The following is a 19,575-nucleotide window of genomic DNA, read 5'->3' as shown; positions in this document are numbered from 1 at the left end:
AAAATGAACGAGTGGGTGGCAGGCCTATTGGACCCAACTAACCTTCCATGATTTTGAGGAAGTACTCCCGCTCACGTGGTCCATCGAATTCGCAAAAGTAAATGCCTTGCCAGCGGCCAAGCAGCAGTCTGCCTTCGTGAATAATCACCGTCTGTGATGGTCCTGTTGTGATCGATTTGAGGTGAGAGGCTGTATTTCCTTCGGCGTGTCGATACTCGGGGTGCTCCCAAGGGTACACTTCGTCCAGGCGCAACAAGACATCGTGTTTCACATCCGGGTCTGCATTTTCGTTGATGGCTATACCCGCCGTCGTATGTGGACAGTAGATGAGCACCGTCCCATTCTGCACCCCGCTACGCTGGACAACCTGTTTCACGTCCCATGTGATATCCTTCATTTCATCTCGTGTGGAAGTGGATATATTCTTCTTGTATAACATGTTAAATCACTCCTTAGGATCTCATTTCTTACCCACGATTGTACCTTAACCACTACATACCAAACAAACCACATATAACGCTGATTATGGGAATTGCATCATAACGGAGAGGACAGAAATAATCTGAAGTGATTTTATTAATTAATCTCAGATGTGGCCTAATTATATTCAATAAAAGCATTGACGATTAGCACTGCAAACTGGTAAAGTATCAGAAAAGCAAAACCAAGTAGACTAATGGGAATAATATTAAAGTAATATCATCCAACTTAGGAAAATGTCGTATTAAAGCCAGGAAGACTGCCGACCGGAGTTAAAGCCGGAGGCTGGGAGGGAACGCAGCAATGAATACCGTTCTTCGTCATAAGGGATGGACTTGGGGATTCCGCAGTACCGTATTGTTATATTTTATCGTACTTATTGTACTTCCAATCATCGGTGTGTACGTCAATTCCTTCTCTGAAGGATGGAGCAACTTTGTTCAGAGCATTATGGACCCCATCGCGTGGAAAGCCGTACTGTTGACCATTCGGCTGGCCGTTATTGCCACGCTGATTAATGTGGTTTTGGGCACGATGATCGCTTGGGTGTTGACAAGGTATCGTTTTGTGGGCCGATCGTTTCTTAACAGTCTGGTTGATCTTCCGTTTGCACTGCCAACAGCGGTGGGCGGCTTAATGATTATGCTGCTTTTGGGTCCGGTCAGTGCCATTGGGAAACTGGCAGAATCTATGGGATTTGAGATTGTATTTCACCAGCCCGCCATTGTTATCGCGATGACCTTTGTCACGTTTCCGTTTGTTATCCGTGCAGTGCAGCCTTTGCTGGAAGAAATAGATCCTTCCGAGGAAGAGGCCTCGTACACGATGGGGGCATCCAAGGCTCGCACATTCATGCAGGTGATTCTGCCGTCCATGGCACCTGGTATGATCAGCGGTGGGATGTTGGCTTTCTCCAGAGGACTCGCTGAATTCGGGGCTGTTGTGCTGGTGGCTGGTAACATTCCGGGAAGAACACTGACTGCTTCCGTATTTATCTACGGGGAGATTGAAAGTGATAATCCAACGGGAGCCGCTGCGGTTTCCGTGTTGCTCCTGACGCTCTCCTTCCTGATCCTCTGGCTGATCAATCTGGTGCAGATGCGGGGGAGAAGACGATGAGACGACTGTTAATCGGAATGACGTTTGCGGTATTTATTGTACTGCTGATCATCCCACTTGGACGCATTTTTATTGGCGCATTTGAAGACGGGGCAGGTGGATTCCTGAAAGGGTTAATGCGCCCTGAGGCGTTACATGCCTTGATGATGACCGGACTGGTGGTTCTGGTGGTCACCCTTTTAAATACATTGTTTGGCATCATGATGGCTCTGTATCTGGTTCGTGCCGGATGGATGAGTGAACGGATAAAAGGGCTGCTGAACAGCATTGTAGACCTGCCTTATGCCGTATCTCCTGTCATTGGCGGTTTGATGATTGTGTTGATGTTGGGACCTAACAGCATTATGGGTGCTTTTTTTGAAGGGATTGGATTCAATGTGGTCTATGCCTTCCCGGGTATGGTGATCGCAACGTTATTTGTTACCTTTCCACTGATGGTCAGAGAGGTTATGCCTGTACTGCAGGAACTCGGTTCACAGCAAGAGGAGGCTGCATCTACACTTGGCGCCTACGGCTGGAGGACGTTCTGGAGTGTGACCTGGCCTTCGATCCGCTGGGCGGTAGTGTATGGTCTAGTCTTGACGGTTGCGCGCTCGCTTGGGGAGTTCGGTGCAGTGCTGGTTGTATCCGGGAATATTATGAACAAAACGCAGACCGCAACAACCCTGGTGTACCAGGATGTTGAGAATTTTAATGTGGCTGCCGCAAATGGTGTGGCATTGGTGCTGGTCACCTTCTCCGCCCTGCTGCTGCTTATGATGGAATGGGCCAAGAAGCGAAAGGAAGTGCATTGATATGCATGTAGAAGTCCGTGATCTGAACAAACATTTCGGTGATTTTCATGCGGTAAAAGATGTCTCATTCGATATTGCCAAAGGCCATCTGATCGGTCTGCTTGGACCCAGCGGAGGTGGGAAAACATCCATTCTGCGGATGCTGGCGGGTCTGGAGAATCCGGGTTCCGGAGAGATTCGCTTTCACGGAAAAGTCGTGAACCATCTGCCTCCACAGGAGCGGGGCATCGGATTTGTATTCCAGAACTATGCCTTGTTCAAACATATGACGGTATTTGAGAATATTGCCTTTGGACTCAAGGTCAAGAAGACGCCAAAAGCCCAGATCCGTGATCGGGTGATGGAACTGGTTGAACTGACCGGGTTAAAAGGTTTCGAACAGCGCTATCCACATCAGTTATCTGGTGGGCAGCGTCAGCGTGTTGCTTTTGCCAGAGCACTCGCCCCGGAGCCGCAGCTGTTATTGCTGGACGAACCGTTCGCGGCCATTGATGCCAAGATCCGTCAGGAACTGCGTTCATGGTTACGTGAGTTGATTGAGCGAGTGGGAATCACTTCGATTTTTGTAACGCATGACCAGGATGAAGCGATTGAAGTGGCGGACGAGATTATGATTATCAGCCAAGGTCGTCTGGAGCAGAAGGGCACACCTTGGGATATCTACAAAAACCCGCAGACACCATTTGTGGCTACATTTATCGGGGAGTCAACGGTTGTGGAGGATGCTTCACAGCTGAAAGGGTTCGAACATGCGGTTGAGGGTGAAGGTACCAAAGCGCTGATCCGACCGGAGTATATTGAGATCGGCTTGAAAAATGAATTCACCATGTTGTCTGCAACCGAAAAAGGTACAGTCAAACATCTTCATTTCCGCGGCAGTGAATGGATGGTAGAGGTGGACGTACAGGGTCACAAGTTAATCACGTATCGTTCCCTGGAGAAAACGACATTGGAGATCGGTCAACAGATTCGAGTCCTTGTACACCGTGCATACCTGTTCAATGACTCCAACAGTTGGGTGGTTGAGAACCGACTGAAGGAAGATCCGATGCCGGTGATGATTTAGATCAAGTGGAAGAAAGGGGCTGCCCATGCAGACGAGGAAGAAGAAAGCCATACTCTTATATGTTGCCCTCATGCTTCTGCTCGTCTGCATGACCGCTGGATGCAGCAAGCAGGAGGGGGCAAGCGAACAGAACGAGCCCGCTGGTAACGATTCATCCAATACGCTGGTGATTGGTGCTTATAGTGTAGCGAAAGATGCTGTAGGCGAAATGCTGCCCAAGTTCCAGGAGGAGTGGAAGGCAAAAACCGGACAGACGATTAACTTCCAGGAGTCCTACGAAGCTTCGGGTACACAGGCAAGAGCCATCGTTGGTGGATTTGAGGCTGATGTGGCCTTGCTCGCGATGGAGAGTGATATCGAGAAGCTGGTCAAAGCCGATCTGGTTAGCTCCGATTGGAAACAGACCCCTAATGAGGGCATGATCACCCGTTCAATTGTTGTTCTGGGCACAAGAGCGGGCAACCCGCTCGGTATTCGTGATTTTCAGGACTTAACCAAGCCAGGAGTGAAGGTACTGTACCCCAATCCAAAGACATCCGGAGGCGCGCAATGGGACATTAATGCCATTTATGGTGCCGGATTGAAACTGTCGGAGGAGCAAGAGGGGAAGAAAGATCCTGCCGCAGCCAAGGCTTTTCTCGAACAGGTACATCGTAACGTTGAATCATTGGACAAGAGTGGGCGCTCTTCGATGGCGGCATTCGAGTATGGTGTCGGTGATGTAATCGTCACGTATGAAAATGAATTGCTTGCCCGGATCGCCAAAGGTGTAGATTATGACATCGTCATTCCGAAAAATACGATCCTGATTGAAAACCCGGCAGTTGTGGTGAATAAATATGCCGATAAACATGGGAATCGTGAACTGGCGGAAGCTTTTGTCGCCTATCTGCGTACACCAGAAGCACAGCACATTTTTGCCAAGCATGGTTTTCGTTCAGTAGATCCTGATGTATTTGCACAGACCGAGTCGACATTCCCAACGCCAGAAGGACTATTTGATATCAATTATCTAGGGGGATGGGATGAGGTACGCAGTACGTTGTACTCCAAACGCGGGGTGTGGTATCAGGTGCTTGCTGGATTATAGGTTGAATTATGAATTTGGACGTTTGTTTACTTAGTACAGAGTCTTAAAGTTTTGTATGATAATCGTTTAGAATATTATTGAAATGGCCTCCCCATGGTTAGATAATGTCTAACCATGGGGAGGCCATTTACAGGATTTCTCTAGAAATATTATTAATCAGTATTGTTGGTATTCTAGGGATTCAAGTTGACAAAAAATAATTCTGCTTGAGTCCTGTCCTTTCCAAGATCCATACGAGTAAAGGTAAGAATATCCCCGAAATTAGTAATAGGGGTATAACTTCCTTCTTTTGTGGTTAACCGTTGTTTATTACCTGTGGTTAAATCTACAGCCATAATATAGGGGGATTGTTTGTAGATAAGCTGATTTTTAAATAAAAAAGGCGAGTATCCACCGAGTAGCGAGCTGTCGTGAATAATGGAATATATCAGTTTTTTAGTTTTTCTATCTAAGATTTCAGTAGTACTCTCCGTTGTCAATACAATCCATTGCTCATTTACTGTGAAATCATAAATGTCTTCACGATCTTTAACAATAAGCTCAGGTTTGGAATGGTCTTTAGGATACATAACAATGTCAAACCGTTTTTCATTATTCTGATCTTTATTTTCAAAAACCGTTTGTTGTATCAATAATCCTTCTTTTACAGGCCTTTGTAAATCAAGGAAGATACCTTCTCTGTTCTTTGATTGTTCATTTAGAAATTGTGTGGCTACCGTGGTCTTAATACGAGTCTTTACATTATAAATGTAAGCTTCGTTCTTCACGATGTGATTGGTAATCTTCTTCTCTATCCAGCTAATTTCATCTTGATTGGATCTTAATACTGGAACGGCTATCTGATCTTCGCTAATCCCTTCGGCAAAAACGGTAGCGGTTGCATCAAGATCATCTCGTTTCATTCGTTTAATTTTCCATGGAGTAGTATTATCTGTTGACTTGGATGGATTTTCTACCCAAAATAAGTCATCGCCAACGGACACTAGGGTATTAATAATCATGCCTTTCGCAGCACGGTATTGGGAGATATAGGTATTATTTTTCGTATCAAACTGAATGATTTCCATCTCCATCTCTTCAGTTGTAGAAAAATCTCTACTAAAAGTGACGATGCCGTTGTCATTTTTATAGCTGGAAACGATGGTGTTACGCTCTAGAATATCATTTTTAATTGTAATTGAATCGATTGTGTAAGGAAGCTTAAATTTAACATCGGGTTTAGCTTGTGGAAGTTCGGATAACGTTGGCTTTTGAGATAAATCTGTTAAATTAGTTTCAGGTGCAGTTTCCAATGTACTAGAAGGTTTTTCAAGTGAATGTTGATCTATAGTTTGATTTGCTGGAGTTGATTGGTTACAGGCTGTAAGTAGTAATATAAGCACAATGATGAGATAGAAATAAATGCATCTATACTTCTCTTTCATGTTGAAGCCTCCTGTAGAGTAGTAAAGAAGGGAAGCATGCTTCCCTTCTTTAACCTGATTTTACCATATAATTGCTTGTCTAAAGTGGTTTTGATTAGCTTGCCACACTTTTTCAAGCGTGTACCACTTATTACCATGCGTTTTCCCTCTATTTCCTTGATCGTAAGGATCAGTGAGTCTTACTTTTGCATCATTTGTTCTAAAATCATAACCTGAGACATTTATTATATGACCGCTTACAGTTCCCGTATAATTTTCTAATTCATTTCCGGTAATTTTTAAATCTAATACAGCTGGATGGTAGTTATCCGATGAATACATGATGGCATACTTCCATGATTCAATTGGAAGTGACGTAGAGTATGAATAAGTATAGTTTGATTGAAGATTATTTAGTACGTCATCAACAACTGTAAAGTCAGTTCCATCTTTTGTGGTTCCTAATTTTTGCGCATAATATGATTGTGATTCTGAACTGCCATTTAGGTAATTTAATACTTGCTTAGACGTAGCTGGTCCACACCAATATGTTGTTTCCTGTTTGAAAGGGGTAACACCTACCGTTTTTAAGTCAACTATTGCCATTATTTGGAACCCTCGGCTTTATCCTTGTGAATTTGTAAATCTTTTAATTTTTTTGGAAGCACTTGTTGTTGTTTTAAGCTTGGAATATCTTTCGTTGGTGTTGGATTATCACCGGTACCAGCAGCTAAAGCACTTGATGCTAGCAAACCAGTGAAAATCAGAGTGAAAGTAGTGCTTTTTAAAATTTTTCCAAATTTCATGAAAAATCCTCCCTTAACAATGTGATTATTTGAACTAAGTTTGGACAACTATATATTAGGTTAAATTGTATATTTTGTAAATATTTTTATTTTGTTCTATTTAAATATGATAGTTACTATTTCAAAATAATGAAAGTAAACTTGAGACCGGAAGCTCACTCTTCATTTCAATGGAAGTAGAGATGGAGGTTTTTTACTGCCAAAAGGTTATAATAGAGGTATACTGAATCATGATTGTTACATAGTACTAGCAGGAAGGTGTGAATTGGATGAGTGCAGAGATCAAATTATCCCAAAGTACAGCGATTCGACTGGAGCAGGCCCGCAGTAAGGGGATGCCTGAGGAAGAACTATTAAAAGCCATTCAAGCGAAAGACGTTTCCGCTTTTGACGCCGTGTCTGAAGAGGAATACCGATATACCGAATTTTTCTCGTATGCGGATGAACATGGTGAAAATCTGGAGGCAGCAGTAAAAGATGGCTACCGGATTACCTTTAACACGCGTGGTGGACTCGGAATCTGGTTGGAGAAAGCCTTCAAGGTTCAGCCTGAGAAAGACTTCACAGTGGGTGAAGGAATCATCACCGGATTACAGTTGAAACCGGAGCAGGCAGAGGTACTGGCGAAGCGGCTTGCATCGAACTGGGTCATTACGGATTCGAAGGATGTACCTGCGGGTCAGGAACTGACGTTGAAGCTGCGGGCACTGGTATAGTTCCAGCGCGGAGTGGATGTGACTCGAATTAATCGGTCGTGGCCTGTTTAAAAGGTAAGGCCTGATCTTCATGCGGATGACCCGCTTATAAGGTTGCATCACATGCTGACGAAGCGTACGCTCCCGAATGGAGCGAAGCATGGAATTAAAGTCTGACGGTGAACGGTCAGACCACAGACTGTCCCGAATTGCAGTGGAGAACTGCAGCGGGATGGTCTTTTTTTTTGCAAAAACAGAGGTTGACGATTACAATCTACATATCATTAATTCAGGGGGAATGCGGATTGAATCAGCTAACATTTCTGGGCACTGGCGATGCGATGGGCGTTCCACGTGTGTATTGTGATTGCGAAGTATGTACAGAGGCGAGGCTTACGGGAGAAAATAAACGGAAACGCTCTTCTGTTCTGATTGACGGTGGTGGGGATGGTGCGAGTGAACAGTTCATGATTGACTGCGGACCAGACTGGAGATCACAGATGGAGGATCAGGGATTACGTATGGTGCATACGCTGCTCATCACTCATGCCCATTTTGACCATATTGGAGGATTGCCAGAATGGGCGGATGCATGCCGCTGGTTGGGGGTAAAGGGACGTTTGTATGCACCACGTGAAGTGATTGCCACCATTCAGGGACAGTTTCCCTGGTTGGGGCGTCATATGGACTTTTTGGAAACGGATGACGGTATTGAACTGGGCGGCTGGAAGGTACATTCATGGAAGGTCTGCCACGGTAAAAACGGTTATTCCTATGCGTATCGACTCTTACGGGAAGGGTATAGCTGGGCATATTGTTCGGATGCCATTGACCTGAAAACAACCGAGAAAGAGCCGTTGCACGGACTGGATATGCTGGTGCTTGGAACAAGCTTTGTGCATGAGCTTGCGGAATTCTCGACACGTTCCGTGTACGATATGCGCGAGGCGCAGGAGCTGCTGCGGGAACTGAAGCCAGGTCATACCTATTTTACACATATGTCTCATGACGTCGATGTACGGCAGAATTATAATCTGGATCAAGGCATTACGATTGCCCTTACCGGGATGAAGGTGCCGCTTGGAACATTAAAGGTGGAAACGAATGCGTAACTCAACTTAACTAGCGTAACAAAAATAAATTCAGAAGAGCGTATCCTTTACAAGGGGTTCTTCGTTTACATATTGTAAGTCAAAATCAATCAGGAACCAGCAAAGGGGGGCCCCCAAGATGGCCTTTGTGAAGTCCGTGGATTGCAGAATCAACAGACCACATGATGATGGTAAACAAGATAAATTCGATATTGAATTCAAGGGCAACGACAGAAAAAATCAATTGAATCAAAGCATCCATACTGTACTACCCGATCTGATGGGTTCGTTGTATGCGTATTGTTTATCTCTGACGAAATCAGTTCCAGACACGGAGGATCTGGTACAGGAGACCTGTCTCAAAGTCTTGTCGTCGAGAGTGGTTGGAACTTCCGGGATGAATAAAGATATAAACTGGGAAGCTTATCTGATTCGTATTGCACGCAATAGTTGGATTGATATCCTACGTCAGCGGGAGAGATTGGCATATAAACTGGATAGCTTGAAGCCGCTCCTGCACGAGATGGAGGAGGAAAGGCGATTCGAAGAATTGGAGTCTGCCGTTCAACTTCTTGTAGATAAGCTACCACCGTGGCAGCGAGTGATATATGTATTACGTGAATTAATGGGTTATAAGGCGGCAGAGACTGCGGAGATGTTGGATACGACAGAAGGTGCTGTGAAAGCAGCGTTAAGTCGAGCCCGCTCTGCCATAGCTGAAGTGAGGCACAGGTTGGAACAATCGGACGACACAGAATTGCAGTATGAGGAAGGCGCAGTGGAGGATAATCGGGAGGAACTGCGCAGCTATCTGCTGGCATTTCGTAATGGAGATACAGCCCGAATTATTGATCTGTGCCTGAACCGGACCGATGATCCGATGGCTGTGGCGGGAACGATTTTGCAGCAGACTTTGCCGTCTCCATCTATGCAGCCAATGATGTACGGGTACTCTACTTCTGGCATGAACTCGATGTCATATGGAGGTGGGTACACGGTCAACATGGTTGCCTAAATCGAGGAGGCGACACATATGAATGTAGTGCCGTATGTAGTGGAACAAACAGCTCGTGGAGAGCGGAGTTATGATATTTATTCACGTTTGCTCAAAGACCGGATCATTATGGTGTCCGGAGAGATTGAGGATCAGATGGCAAATGCCATTGTGGCCCAGTTGTTGTTTTTGACTGCAGAGGACCCGGAGAAGGACATCCAGATGTACATCAACAGCCCTGGTGGGTCGGTGACCGCGGGATTTTCGATCTATGACACGATGCAATTTGTGAAGCCGGATATCTCCACGATCTGTACAGGGATGGCGGCAAGCTTTGGTACGATATTGCTGGTGGGTGGAACAAAAGGTAAACGTATGGCGCTGCCAAACAGTGAGATTATGATCCATCAGCCACATGGCGGTACACGAGGGCAGGCGTCCGATATGCTGATTCATGCTAACCGCATCATTCAGCATCGTCAACGTCTTAACAAGCTGTTAGCCGACCATACAGGACAGTCAATTGAGCGGATTGAGAAGGACTCGGATCGAGATTATTTCCTGACCGCTGCGGAAGCAGTCGAATATGGATTGGTGGATAAGGTCATATCCAGCTCATAACATTAGCTCGGAAGGTCATGTGACCTTCCGGGCTTTTTTGATTTATAACCAAACCTTACATTTCTTTAGCCAGCGTAATAAGTCTACTCATGCCTTCCCGAATCTGCTGCTCATGTGCATAAGAGAAGGACAGGCGCAGCTTGCGACTGGCTGAATGATCCGAAGAATCAAATACGGTTCCGGGTACAAAGGCAACGGATTGTTCCATGCATCGGTGAAGCAGTCTTCCTGTATCCACACCCTCAGGAAGCTCCACCCAAAAGTTGAGTCCGCCCTCCGGCAGGGTCCACGTCCAGTCCGTTTCCAGCAGATATTGTTCCATCACTTCCATACGTAGCTGGATCGCGGTCCGCAGCTTGGACAGATGCTGATGCATACGTTCTGACTGAAAATAACGGAGAAAAAGCTTCTGGTTCAGAAGGGGCGATCCGTTATCTGTCAGTGATTTTACAGCCTGTAGTCCTGGCATGAAACGCTGACGGCATATGATGGCTGCAATCCGCAGTCCGGGTGCAACATACTTGCTGTAACTGCGAATGTACAGGGTGTGTCCAGTGGTATCGTAGGTGAAAATGGGTGCAGGAGGTTTCTCCTTAAAATAGATATCATAGGTGCTATCGTCTTCGAGCAGAAAACAACCATACTGTTCTGCAAGTTCGGGTAACTGCTTACGCTGTTCTACTGGAACATTAAGGCCGGTTGGATTCTGAAAGGTCGGTGTCATATAAAAGAGGCGCGGCTTCTCACTTTTCATCAGATGTTCGATCTGCTCCAGATCGTACCCGTCCGAGTGAATATCCGTAAAGATCAGACGAGCACCTTGTTTGCGGAAAATCTCCATTGCTGGTCCATACGTAGGGCGTTCCATCAACACCCGATCCCCGGGTTTGACCAGCGTCCGCGAGATGACGTCAATCGCTTGCTGGGCCCCCGAAGTAATGAGCACTTCGTCTGCAGAGAGATAGAAGCGTTCTTTTTTCGTTAGATGGCTTGCCAGCGCACTTCGCAATTCCAGATCACCCTGAATCGTGGAATACGTTCCGAGCAAACGGGGATATTGATCTAGCAGATCACGCATCAGTTCTCCCCAATAACGGTTGGGCAACAGAGAGGGATCGATTAACGATTTGGAAAATTGGTATTCTGCTTCAAGGGACTGTACCCGTGCAAGTGAATCCCAATGCAGCCAGGCAGACACGGCGGGATCATCCGCCTGATCCGTTACTGAGAATGGAGTCGCTGGGCTGACATAATAGCCAGACTTATCTTTCACATAAACATTCCCACGTTCTTTTAACTCCTGATAGGCTTTGAAAACAGTCAGACGATGTACGCCGAGTAGCTCGGACAGGCTTCGTACAGATGGCAGTTTTTCATGTTCGGCCCACTCTCCCGCTTCTATACGTACAACGAGATAATGGATGACTTGCTCATATAATTTCAGGCTGTTATCTGTCATCATCATGGTTCTGCCCACCCGGCTCACACTCCTTTTGAACTCTATTGTAACAGCTAATGGGAGAAAACTGTTCTGTTTTGTTCATTCTGTTCTGTAGACCATGAGATATGATGGAGAACAGATAAAGGAGTGGTTATCATGGTGGGGATTGCATTTACGGTTATGTGTCTTATTTTCGGTACAACATTTCTGGCTATTAAAATTGGAGTAGAGGCAGGCATGCCGCCTTTTCTGTCAGCCGGATTGCGATTTGTAATCGCGGGAGCGCTGATGTTTGCATGGATGAGGATGAAGGGCAAAGTGAGCTGGTCGCTCCTGTTCCGCAAGGAGATGTTGTTAACGGGAGCGGGGTTGACCTTCGGCACCTTTGCCACATTATATTGGGCTGAACAGCATGTGAGCTCGGGTGTGGGTGCCATTTTGTCAGCGACAGGGCCGCTGATGATTATGTTGATGCAGACGGCGCTGTTACGGCAAAAAACATCTGCCCGTATGATTACAGGCTGCCTGATCGGGTTCACTGGTGTGGTACTGGTTGTGTTGCCAGGTGTATCGCTTGGTGCAGGTTCCCTGTTCATGTGGGGTTGTATCGCGGTACTGGTGGGGGAGGTCTGTTATTCAGCAGGTGCATTGTACTCCAAAAAGGTTATTCATCAGTTCAAGGAGGCTAGTCCTGTAGCGATCAATGCGGTGCAGATGATGTATGGGGGATTGCTGTTATCCCTGCTCTCGGTCGGAACGGAATCGTGGAATATGTCTGCTCTGGACTGGGTGCCTGCCGTCTCGTCGGTCATCTATCTGACTGTCATTGGCTCCATGGTGGGGCATAGTCTGTTCTATTGGATCATGTTGCGTACCAACCCGTTGTTTCCGGCAACCTGGTTATACATTTCTCCGCCCATTGCTGTAGGTCTTGGTGCTGTTGTCTATGGTGAGCATGTCAGCTGGGTTACATGGATCGGCGTGGTACTGGTTGTTTCAGGTCTGCTGGCGATGAATGAGAAGGTGAGCGGCTGGTTGAAGAAAAGAAGTCGTACGAGGATGACAGTGAAGGCTTCCGAATCTGTTTTGAAATAGGTAAAGTTGGAAGGTATACAGCTCAATCTCAAAATCAGCCATTGATTTTAGGTTGAGCTGTTTGTTATTCCAACATGATGTTCTCGTTAACCAGTAGGTAGTAATATTCATCCATCTGTTCTGCCGTAACATTTTCTTCGAAATGTTGTATCCACCACGTCACAAGTAAACGAATCACCCCCGAGTGAAACTCGGCTACCAGTTCTATGGGAAGTGAAAATTGTTTACCTCTTCTCTTCAATTCCAGAAAATCCCGTCTGAATATCTCTCCGATATAATGTATGAAAAAGTTGTTAAACCCCTCATCCTTCTGTTGATTCTGCACAATTGTCTCCAGTACATTTCCAAACAGAATTTTAGATACGCTTTGCAAAGGCTGCTGTAACCGGTCTTCTACATTCATGTGTAAATAATCCCGAAGGACCCAAGTTAGGGTGGAGGACAGTAGAGCAAATTTATCCTTGAAATGTTTGTAAAACGTTGTTCGGTGAACCATAGCTTTGTCACATAGCTCATTAATTGTGATGTTGCTGAATAGTTGGCCTTTCTCACATAACAGATCAAGTAGCGCCATCGTTAACAATTTATGAGTTCGGGTAACTCTCAAATCCACCTTTTTATCAATCATTTTCATCTACATCAGTTCCTTATTGTAGTTTAGCTATATAGTATCAACACATTGATTCTTACATGATACGAGATTCTAAGTGTATATTGGTATTATAAGTAATTTTTTGATAGGGCTACAAGTGTAGATAAAATATGATGGATTAGAGAGGGTGAAGTGGCGATGCCCGATATGAAAAAAGCTGTGGTAATTGGGGCAGGTATTGCAGGGTTAATCACTGCAAGGATGTTATCTGATTATTATGATGAGGTATGTATCATTGAGCGAGATGAATTACCTTCTGAGCCGGCGAATCGGCAGGGTGTGCCTCAATCCTTTCATCCACATCGTGTATTACCGCGCGGCGGACTCATTCTGGAAAAGTACTTTCCCGGATACAATGACGAATTGGTCGCGCTTGGTGCCATTCCTTCACATGAAGAGAAAATTGTGATTGTCAATCGCTACGGTACATTAGTCAATAAGGCAAATGCTGATTCCTCATTTAAAATTGCATCAAGCAGCAGAGCCCTGCTGGAGTGGGTACTGCGTCAGCGAGTCCAGAGCATAGATCATATAAGCTTCTTAACGAGCACGGAAGTTACTGGGTTAATGGCATCAGAAGATCAGCGTTCGATTACAGGCGTGTATACCAAAGAAAGAGGTCGGGATAACCGGGAAGCAATGCTTGCAGCAGATATGGTTATTGATGCCGCGGGACGTTCTTCCAAATTGATCAGATGGCTTGATCAGATAGGGTTGTCCGTGCCTGAGCCGGAAGTGCTGAAGGTGTCGCTTGGTTACAGCACCCGCTATTATAAGATACCATCCTCTATTCAAAATGACTGGGGCACGGTGATAACAGAGTCCGATCCTGTGCAAGGAACTCGTGCAGGCATGTTGTGGCGCATTGAAAATGATATCGCTGGACTATTACTGTTCAACGCAGGAGGAGATGAATATCCTCCAACCCATCCGGATGAGTTTCAAGAGCAAATCAAACATCTGTTTGCTTCGGATGAAATCGTAGCGTTGGCAGAACAGCTGGAGCCTTTTCAAGGACCGAGGGGATACCGTATTTCCGAGTCTGTTCGTCAACATTTTGAACTGATGGAGAATTGGCCCTCCGGATTACTCGTCCTTGGCGATGCATTTTGCAGCTTCGATCCAATCCATGGTCAAGGCATGACGGTCGCTGCAATTGAAGTCGAGACCATAGGAAAATGCTTGGATGAGCAGCGATTGCATCCTGAGCCGCAGTTTGAGCGCCAAGTGTTGCTTCGTATGCAGCAGGCCATTGAACCGGCCTGGTGGCTTAGTTCTGTGGCCGATCTGCGTTGGAAAGGGGTCGAACATGTTGGGCCTTCCCGAATGAAAGGGGTTACGTTTGCTCAGAAGTATATAAACTTGTTTACTAAGCAGGCGATGAAAAAGGCGAGTCAGGAAAATAATAAACATCTCTTTTTTACCCAGTTCCTGATGAATGCTCTAATCCTTCCTCCAAGTGAATACTTTAAAGGTGAAATCCTGAACATGATCCTGAACGACAATGGTTCCAAAGAAGAAATGGAGTTAAGAGCAGAGCTTGGTGTCCAAGATCCGGAGTTATTCCAGCAAAGAATAGATGAGATCATTCCGTCATTTCAACTGGAATTTGATGGGCAAATCAAGAAACTGCTGGAGTCTTTCCAGCATGCCATGAGCAAGTAAAACAATGAATCGTGGGGCGAAAGTAGGCAAAACATGAAACGAATAATTTTAAATTTCATAGCTAGCATTGTCATCTCATTTATTGTATTTTTTATTGTTTTGTTTTTTGCCGATGTCCCAGATACAACTCGTGTCATCTTATCTATGGCGATTACGATTTCACTACAATTATCCTTGATTACTGCATTGTTGCTCTCAAAACATAAAAAATAACAGAAAAATATACCTAATATAATCGTTTAAACAGGATAATGAACATATTTTTAAAATCAAAAAAACAGCCCTGCACGGCGAAATTCGCCGGACTGGGCTGTTCGTTGATCTTATTTACTCTGCGTTCAGCACAAACTTCTCGATAACCTCTTTTACACCGTCTTCGTTATTACTTGCCGTAATGTAGTCCGCCAGCTCTTTCAGGGCAGGAATGGCATTGCCCATCGCTACACCAAGACCAGCAACTTCGAGCATCTCATGGTCGTTCCAGGAGTCGCCGATGGCAATACACTCGCTGAGCTGGTGACCGAAATGGTCAGCCAGGAAGGTCAGGGCGTGGCCTTTAGTTCCTTCATTGTGCATGATCTCCAGGAAGTAAGGTTTGGACTTTGTAATATGCACTTGTGGTCCGAGCAACTCACGCAGGTCAACGGCAACCTTATCCAAGTAGTCTGGCTCATCAATAATAAGCAGCTTCGGAGTTTTTTGTTCGATGACTTTGATGAAATCAGATTCGATGTAATATTGGGTGCCGTTTAATTTGGCATAATCACGCAGCTTGTCGTTTTCCTCACGGGCATATAACTTATCGTCAATGTATGTTTGAAGGTGGAGATTGTTCTCCAGGCAGTAATCATACAATTTGCGGGAAGCTTCCTGTGGAACGTAACGCTCATAAAGTACTTTTTCGTCCAGCAGGTTTTTCACCAGTGCGCCCTGATACGTGATGATCGGCACGTTAAGTCCGGTTTGACGAGCCAGCGCTTGTGCGGAGGCATAAGCACGTCCAGTCGCCAGCGTTACAGTTACACCATGGGCAACTGCTTGTTCCAGTGCAGTCTGTGTAGCAGGGGTTACTTCCTTGTTGTCGTTGATCAGTGTGTCATCAATGTCGATTGCGATTAATTTGTAGGTCATCTGTGTTTCTCTCCTTTTTTATCTGTATCTATATTAACGAACGAAAAAATAAGTTTTACACGAGGCCACTCCGAATACAGATTCATCTTTCGATCGCTGTTATCCCCGGATTTTTGATTCCATTCCCCAAGGGAAAATCCGTTGATAAAGGCGAACGCTTCGCTTCTCCCGATGAATTCTGTCTTCTCCGTTAACGTGTAATCTTAGACTTCGTTCTAAAACTATACTTACATCTAAATCCTACTCTTCCAAAAAAACAAGGCCGATAAAGTCTTCCAGCTCAAGGTTGCCGAAGTAATGTTTTACATCCAGGCCCTCAAGTGCAGTACGCACCTCGGATTCCTCATACCGCTTGCCACGCAGCATATTTTCGATATCCGCCACATCACCTACACCGAAGAAGTCGCCAAAGATTTTGATATCTTCGATGCGTCCATCCTTGATGTTCATGCGCAGATCGATGATACCGACAGGGAATTTGCGTGTGTGCTTCACATTGCTCTCCGGAGACAAGCCATAGTTCCAGTCCCAGTTGTTATAACGCTCAGCGGAAATTTCCTTGATTTTGTCCCAGTCCTTGTCAGTCAGCTTGTATTGCGGAACGTCTTGAGGCTCCATTCTGAAAATGTGACGTAACAGCTCATCGCGGAACTGCTCAATCGTCAGGTTGGTGTCAATCAGATCCCGTATGTTGGCGACCCGGCTGCGGACGGACTTGGTGCTCTTGGATTTGAACTTCTCGGGATTGACGTTCAGGGAAGCCTGAACATGCTCCAGATTCAGATCAAACATCAATGTGCCATGACTGAACATGCGCCCACGTGTGGAAAACTGGGCGTTGCCCGAAATTTTCTTTTCGCCGACTTGCAGATCATTACGCCCGGTCAACTCGGCATTTACACCAAGCTCGTGCAAAGCTTCAACCACAGGTTGGGTGAACTTGCGGAAATTGTGGAAGGATTGACCGTCATCCGCTGTAATAAAGCTGAAATTCAGGTTGCCCAGATCGTGATATACCGCTCCGCCTCCCGAAAGACGACGAACCACCTGCACACCGTTATCCTGAACGTACTCGATATTAATTTCTTCAATCGTATTTTGATGTTTTCCGATGATGATCGACGGACGGTTAATGTAGAACAGCAGATAGCTGTCATCCTCCATCGGCAGATGTTTCAGAATGTACTCCTCAATGGCAAGGTTTACAGAAGGATCTGTAATGCCCTGGTTGTCTACAAACAGCATGGTCATTCCTCCATTAATGTATGTGAGGGATTGTTAGTCCCTTATGTAGTGAACCTTGTTTATCAAAAGGAACCGAAATTCCTCTTCTATTGTAAACGAATTATGGTTGGGACACAAAGAAAACAGGATTGACCCACACCTCCCGTGCCATCCATAATAAAAAGGACATACAGAAAGGATGACGGAAGAATGACCGGTTATATCGAAGTGTTCGGACATGGTGGGGACGTGGAGACGGCTGCGTCACGATTTGGGAGGGATGCCGCTGATTTTCTGGATTTCAGTGCCAACATTAATCCGCTCGGTCCGCCGGGAGGGGTGCTGGAGGCTATACAGCAAGGATTGCAGTCGGTGATTCGGTATCCCGATCCGGCGCATCGTGGATTCAAAGCACTGCTGAGCGAGCGTCTTGGTGTGATGCAGGAGCAGATTTCCGTGGGCAACGGCGCAGCCGAAAGCATGGCTCTCATTCTGCTGGGGCTTGCCCCGCGCAAGGTGGGTACGGTGGAACCGGGGTTTTCGGAGTACCGGGCGTTGGCACGACAATTCGGTGCCGAGGTTGTACATACGGAGGGCAGAGAAGAACTGGCGTGGCGAGCGGAACCCGAGGACATCGAGCAGCTCATGGAAAAGGTAGACTTGCTCTTCCTCGGCCAACCCAACAATCCAAACGGTGTACAATATCCACTTGAGGTATTACAAAGGCTTGCCCGCAAAGCGGAAGAAACGGGAACCGTACTTGTCATTGACGAGGCATTTATGGATTTTATTCCGGTAGCCCGGCGCCAGTCCCTGGCAGCACATCTGAATGACTATTCTAATGTGATCATCATTCGCTCGATGACGAAGTTTTATGCCATTCCGGGCTTGCGCCTCGGATATGCTCTGGGCCGTGCGGAATACATCCAGGCGATGACGAAGAAACAGGTGACCTGGAGTGTCAACGGTCTGGCGCTCATGGCAGGGGAAGCCTGTCTGCGCAGCGGAGAACGGTACGAACAGGAGACCATATCACAGATCACGCGGGGACGGGGGCGTCTCATCGAAGGACTGCAGGCGTACGGATGTACGGTGACACCGGGGGAGGCGAATTTTATTTTGGTACGTGTACCGGCCCCTTGGACAGCAGCATCAATGCAGGAGGCGATGGGCCGAAGGGGCATTCTGATTCGCAGTTGTGCCATGTATCCGGGGCTTGACAAAGGGCATGTACGTTTCGCGGTCAAGGATGCAGGCGCCAATGCTACATTACTCGAACTGCTGGGCAGCGTGCTGGAAACCAAGGGATTTCCGAATGTCGATCAGACGAAAGATGAGGAACAGGGAGGGGAGCGGCAATGACACTCCCGTTTTATAACTACTTTGCGAATGGAGAAACAGGAGAGAATAAATATGCTTCCTCTTCCTGGCCGGGACTGAACATATCCGCACATGAACGACATATCAAAGCTCAGAGCCCAAGGTCTGCCCAAGCGCTGTCGAGTGCGGTATATGGCGGCGGGATGCTTGAACTGGATCGCATATTTAACATCTATGTGGACAGGCATTACCGCTGTGATGATCCGCCGCGTGATATCGAACAAGCGCTGAACGAATGGTATGAGCCACGCGATCAATGTGCCGGATTATTGACGGCCGTAAGGCTGGAGCATACCTCCATTCAGGAATATACAAGTGATGAATTTGGTCTTCTGTGCTGCACCACTGCGGGTGTATCAAATGCCGCACGAGCGGGGTCGGAGAGAACGGTATTTGATACGGCGGGAAATAAGACGATGTCTTCCGGCAGGGAGCGCTCTGCTCCTTCAGCACGGGATCTAACTATGCAACCCTATGTCCCGGGTACAATTAACATCATGCTCTGGTTGAATGGACGCTTGACCACCGGGGCGATGGTGAATGCGGTACAGACAGCGGTGGAAGCCAAAGCGGCAGCGCTGGCGGATGCGGGTGTTCTGGATTCGGAGAATGGGCTGCCTGCTACCGGCACCACAACCGATGCCATTGTGTTGGCGGTACGTCAGGCAGTGGAGGAACCTCAGCTGATGATCACTTATGCCGGGACAGCGACTACGGCAGGGGCGGCGATTGGCAGATTGGTATACGACACGGTGACGGAGAGCCTTCAGGCCGGACTGTTATGGAAAGAGAGGATCAGGCACAAATGACTTTTGAGCTGGAGCATCT

At 46.5% G+C, this 19,575-nt stretch carries 20 protein-coding genes; 12 read left to right on the top strand and 8 right to left on the bottom strand.

Going from position 1 to position 19,575, the window contains the following annotated elements; translation table 11 throughout:
- Window positions 1-37 precede the first annotated feature (37 nt).
- Entirely contained in the window at window positions 38-439 is a 402-nt protein-coding gene (locus AC6CIF_RS09765) for a secondary thiamine-phosphate synthase enzyme YjbQ (protein ID WP_498199357.1), read from the bottom strand.
- 344 nt (window positions 440-783) lie between these two features.
- On the opposite strand from AC6CIF_RS09765, the gene cysT reads away from it, so the two are divergent.
- From cysT to AC6CIF_RS09745, 4 genes are read left to right on the top strand one after another with little or no spacing between them, the layout of a single operon-like run.
- Window positions 784-1,599, top strand: a complete 816-nt coding sequence (gene cysT / locus AC6CIF_RS09760) for a sulfate ABC transporter permease subunit CysT (RefSeq protein ID WP_017689978.1) — start codon at window positions 784-786, stop codon at window positions 1,597-1,599.
- Complete coding sequence (locus tag AC6CIF_RS09755; protein ID WP_498199355.1) at window positions 1,596-2,393, top strand: sulfate ABC transporter permease subunit; 798 nt, start codon at window positions 1,596-1,598, stop codon at window positions 2,391-2,393. The genes cysT and AC6CIF_RS09755 overlap by 4 nt, the downstream gene beginning before the upstream one ends.
- 1 nt (window position 2,394) lies before the next feature.
- Window positions 2,395-3,459 (top strand): sulfate/molybdate ABC transporter ATP-binding protein, encoded by a 1,065-nt coding sequence (locus AC6CIF_RS09750; RefSeq protein ID WP_127544178.1) that lies wholly within the window; start codon window positions 2,395-2,397, stop codon window positions 3,457-3,459.
- A gap of 25 nt (window positions 3,460-3,484) precedes the next feature.
- Window positions 3,485-4,549, top strand: coding sequence for a sulfate ABC transporter substrate-binding protein (locus tag AC6CIF_RS09745; protein WP_498199353.1), 1,065 nt, complete (start codon window positions 3,485-3,487; stop codon window positions 4,547-4,549).
- Window positions 4,550-4,722: 173 nt separating this feature from the next.
- Here AC6CIF_RS09745 and AC6CIF_RS09740 read toward each other — a convergent pair whose 3' ends face one another.
- The 3 genes from AC6CIF_RS09740 to AC6CIF_RS09730 are packed head-to-tail and all read right to left on the bottom strand — an operon-like array spanning window position 4,723 to window position 6,758.
- Window positions 4,723-5,973, bottom strand: coding sequence for a hypothetical protein (locus tag AC6CIF_RS09740; protein ID WP_498199351.1), 1,251 nt, complete (start codon window positions 5,971-5,973; stop codon window positions 4,723-4,725).
- A 60-nt stretch (window positions 5,974-6,033) separates the two neighbouring features.
- The gene (locus AC6CIF_RS09735) at window positions 6,034-6,558 is read right to left on the bottom strand and encodes a C39 family peptidase (RefSeq protein ID WP_498199349.1); all 525 of its coding nucleotides are present in this window, start codon (window positions 6,556-6,558) and stop codon (window positions 6,034-6,036) included.
- Entirely contained in the window at window positions 6,558-6,758 is a 201-nt protein-coding gene (locus AC6CIF_RS09730; RefSeq protein WP_498199347.1) for a hypothetical protein, read from the bottom strand. Before AC6CIF_RS09730 ends, AC6CIF_RS09735 begins: the two co-directional genes overlap by 1 nt.
- A 269-nt stretch (window positions 6,759-7,027) precedes the next feature.
- Here AC6CIF_RS09730 and AC6CIF_RS09725 point away from each other — a divergent pair, with 269 nt between their 5' ends.
- From AC6CIF_RS09725 to clpP, 4 genes are all read left to right on the top strand, one after another.
- A complete protein-coding gene (locus AC6CIF_RS09725) occupies window positions 7,028-7,474 on the top strand; it encodes a hypothetical protein (protein WP_498199346.1) in 447 nt (148 codons plus the stop codon).
- Between the two features lie 284 nt (window positions 7,475-7,758).
- Window positions 7,759-8,565 carry an MBL fold metallo-hydrolase gene (locus tag AC6CIF_RS09720; protein ID WP_498199344.1) on the top strand — a complete coding sequence of 269 codons (807 nt, stop codon included), beginning with the start codon at window positions 7,759-7,761 and terminating at the stop codon, window positions 8,563-8,565.
- A gap of 118 nt (window positions 8,566-8,683) precedes the next feature.
- A complete protein-coding gene (locus tag AC6CIF_RS09715; RefSeq protein WP_498199342.1) occupies window positions 8,684-9,559 on the top strand; it encodes an RNA polymerase sigma factor in 876 nt (291 codons plus the stop codon).
- Between the two features lie 18 nt (window positions 9,560-9,577).
- Window positions 9,578-10,159, top strand: coding sequence for an ATP-dependent Clp endopeptidase proteolytic subunit ClpP (clpP, locus tag AC6CIF_RS09710; protein ID WP_017689971.1), 582 nt, complete (start codon window positions 9,578-9,580; stop codon window positions 10,157-10,159).
- 55 nt (window positions 10,160-10,214) lie between these two features.
- Here the strand turns inward: clpP and AC6CIF_RS09705 are convergent, their stop codons facing one another.
- Window positions 10,215-11,636 carry an aminotransferase-like domain-containing protein gene (locus AC6CIF_RS09705; RefSeq protein WP_498199339.1) on the bottom strand — a complete coding sequence of 474 codons (1,422 nt, stop codon included), beginning with the start codon at window positions 11,634-11,636 and terminating at the stop codon, window positions 10,215-10,217.
- 120 nt (window positions 11,637-11,756) lie between these two features.
- On the opposite strand from AC6CIF_RS09705, the gene AC6CIF_RS09700 reads away from it, so the two are divergent.
- Window positions 11,757-12,695, top strand: coding sequence for a DMT family transporter (locus AC6CIF_RS09700; protein ID WP_498199337.1), 939 nt, complete (start codon window positions 11,757-11,759; stop codon window positions 12,693-12,695).
- A gap of 64 nt (window positions 12,696-12,759) precedes the next feature.
- On the opposite strand, the gene AC6CIF_RS09695 is transcribed toward AC6CIF_RS09700, so the two are convergent.
- Window positions 12,760-13,329 (bottom strand): TetR/AcrR family transcriptional regulator, encoded by a 570-nt coding sequence (locus AC6CIF_RS09695; RefSeq protein ID WP_498199336.1) that lies wholly within the window; start codon window positions 13,327-13,329, stop codon window positions 12,760-12,762.
- Window positions 13,330-13,485: 156 nt separating this feature from the next.
- On the opposite strand from AC6CIF_RS09695, the gene AC6CIF_RS09690 reads away from it, so the two are divergent.
- Complete coding sequence (locus tag AC6CIF_RS09690; RefSeq protein WP_498199334.1) at window positions 13,486-15,012, top strand: FAD-dependent oxidoreductase; 1,527 nt, start codon at window positions 13,486-13,488, stop codon at window positions 15,010-15,012.
- 327 nt (window positions 15,013-15,339) lie between these two features.
- Here AC6CIF_RS09690 and AC6CIF_RS09685 read toward each other — a convergent pair whose 3' ends face one another.
- Both AC6CIF_RS09685 and lplA read right to left on the bottom strand, forming a co-directional pair.
- On the bottom strand, window positions 15,340-16,143 hold the full coding sequence (locus tag AC6CIF_RS09685) for a Cof-type HAD-IIB family hydrolase (protein ID WP_062833159.1): 804 nt from the start codon (window positions 16,141-16,143) through the stop codon (window positions 15,340-15,342).
- Between the two features lie 240 nt (window positions 16,144-16,383).
- Window positions 16,384-17,388 carry a lipoate--protein ligase gene (gene lplA / locus AC6CIF_RS09680; protein ID WP_237176486.1) on the bottom strand — a complete coding sequence of 335 codons (1,005 nt, stop codon included), beginning with the start codon at window positions 17,386-17,388 and terminating at the stop codon, window positions 16,384-16,386.
- 189 nt (window positions 17,389-17,577) lie between these two features.
- On the opposite strand from lplA, the gene cobD reads away from it, so the two are divergent.
- Together cobD and AC6CIF_RS09670 are read left to right on the top strand one after the other, a co-directional pair.
- Window positions 17,578-18,729, top strand: a complete 1,152-nt coding sequence (cobD, locus tag AC6CIF_RS09675; RefSeq protein WP_498199331.1) for a threonine-phosphate decarboxylase CobD — start codon at window positions 17,578-17,580, stop codon at window positions 18,727-18,729.
- Window positions 18,726-19,556, top strand: a complete 831-nt coding sequence (locus AC6CIF_RS09670; RefSeq protein WP_498199329.1) for an adenosylcobinamide amidohydrolase — start codon at window positions 18,726-18,728, stop codon at window positions 19,554-19,556. Before cobD ends, AC6CIF_RS09670 begins: the two co-directional genes overlap by 4 nt.
- Window positions 19,557-19,575 lie beyond the last annotated feature (19 nt).

The sequence above is a fragment of the Paenibacillus sp. GQ49 genome (assembly GCF_059759055.1).
Note: the sequence above shows the minus strand (reverse complement) of the source record. Positions and strands in the feature narration are given on the sequence as shown.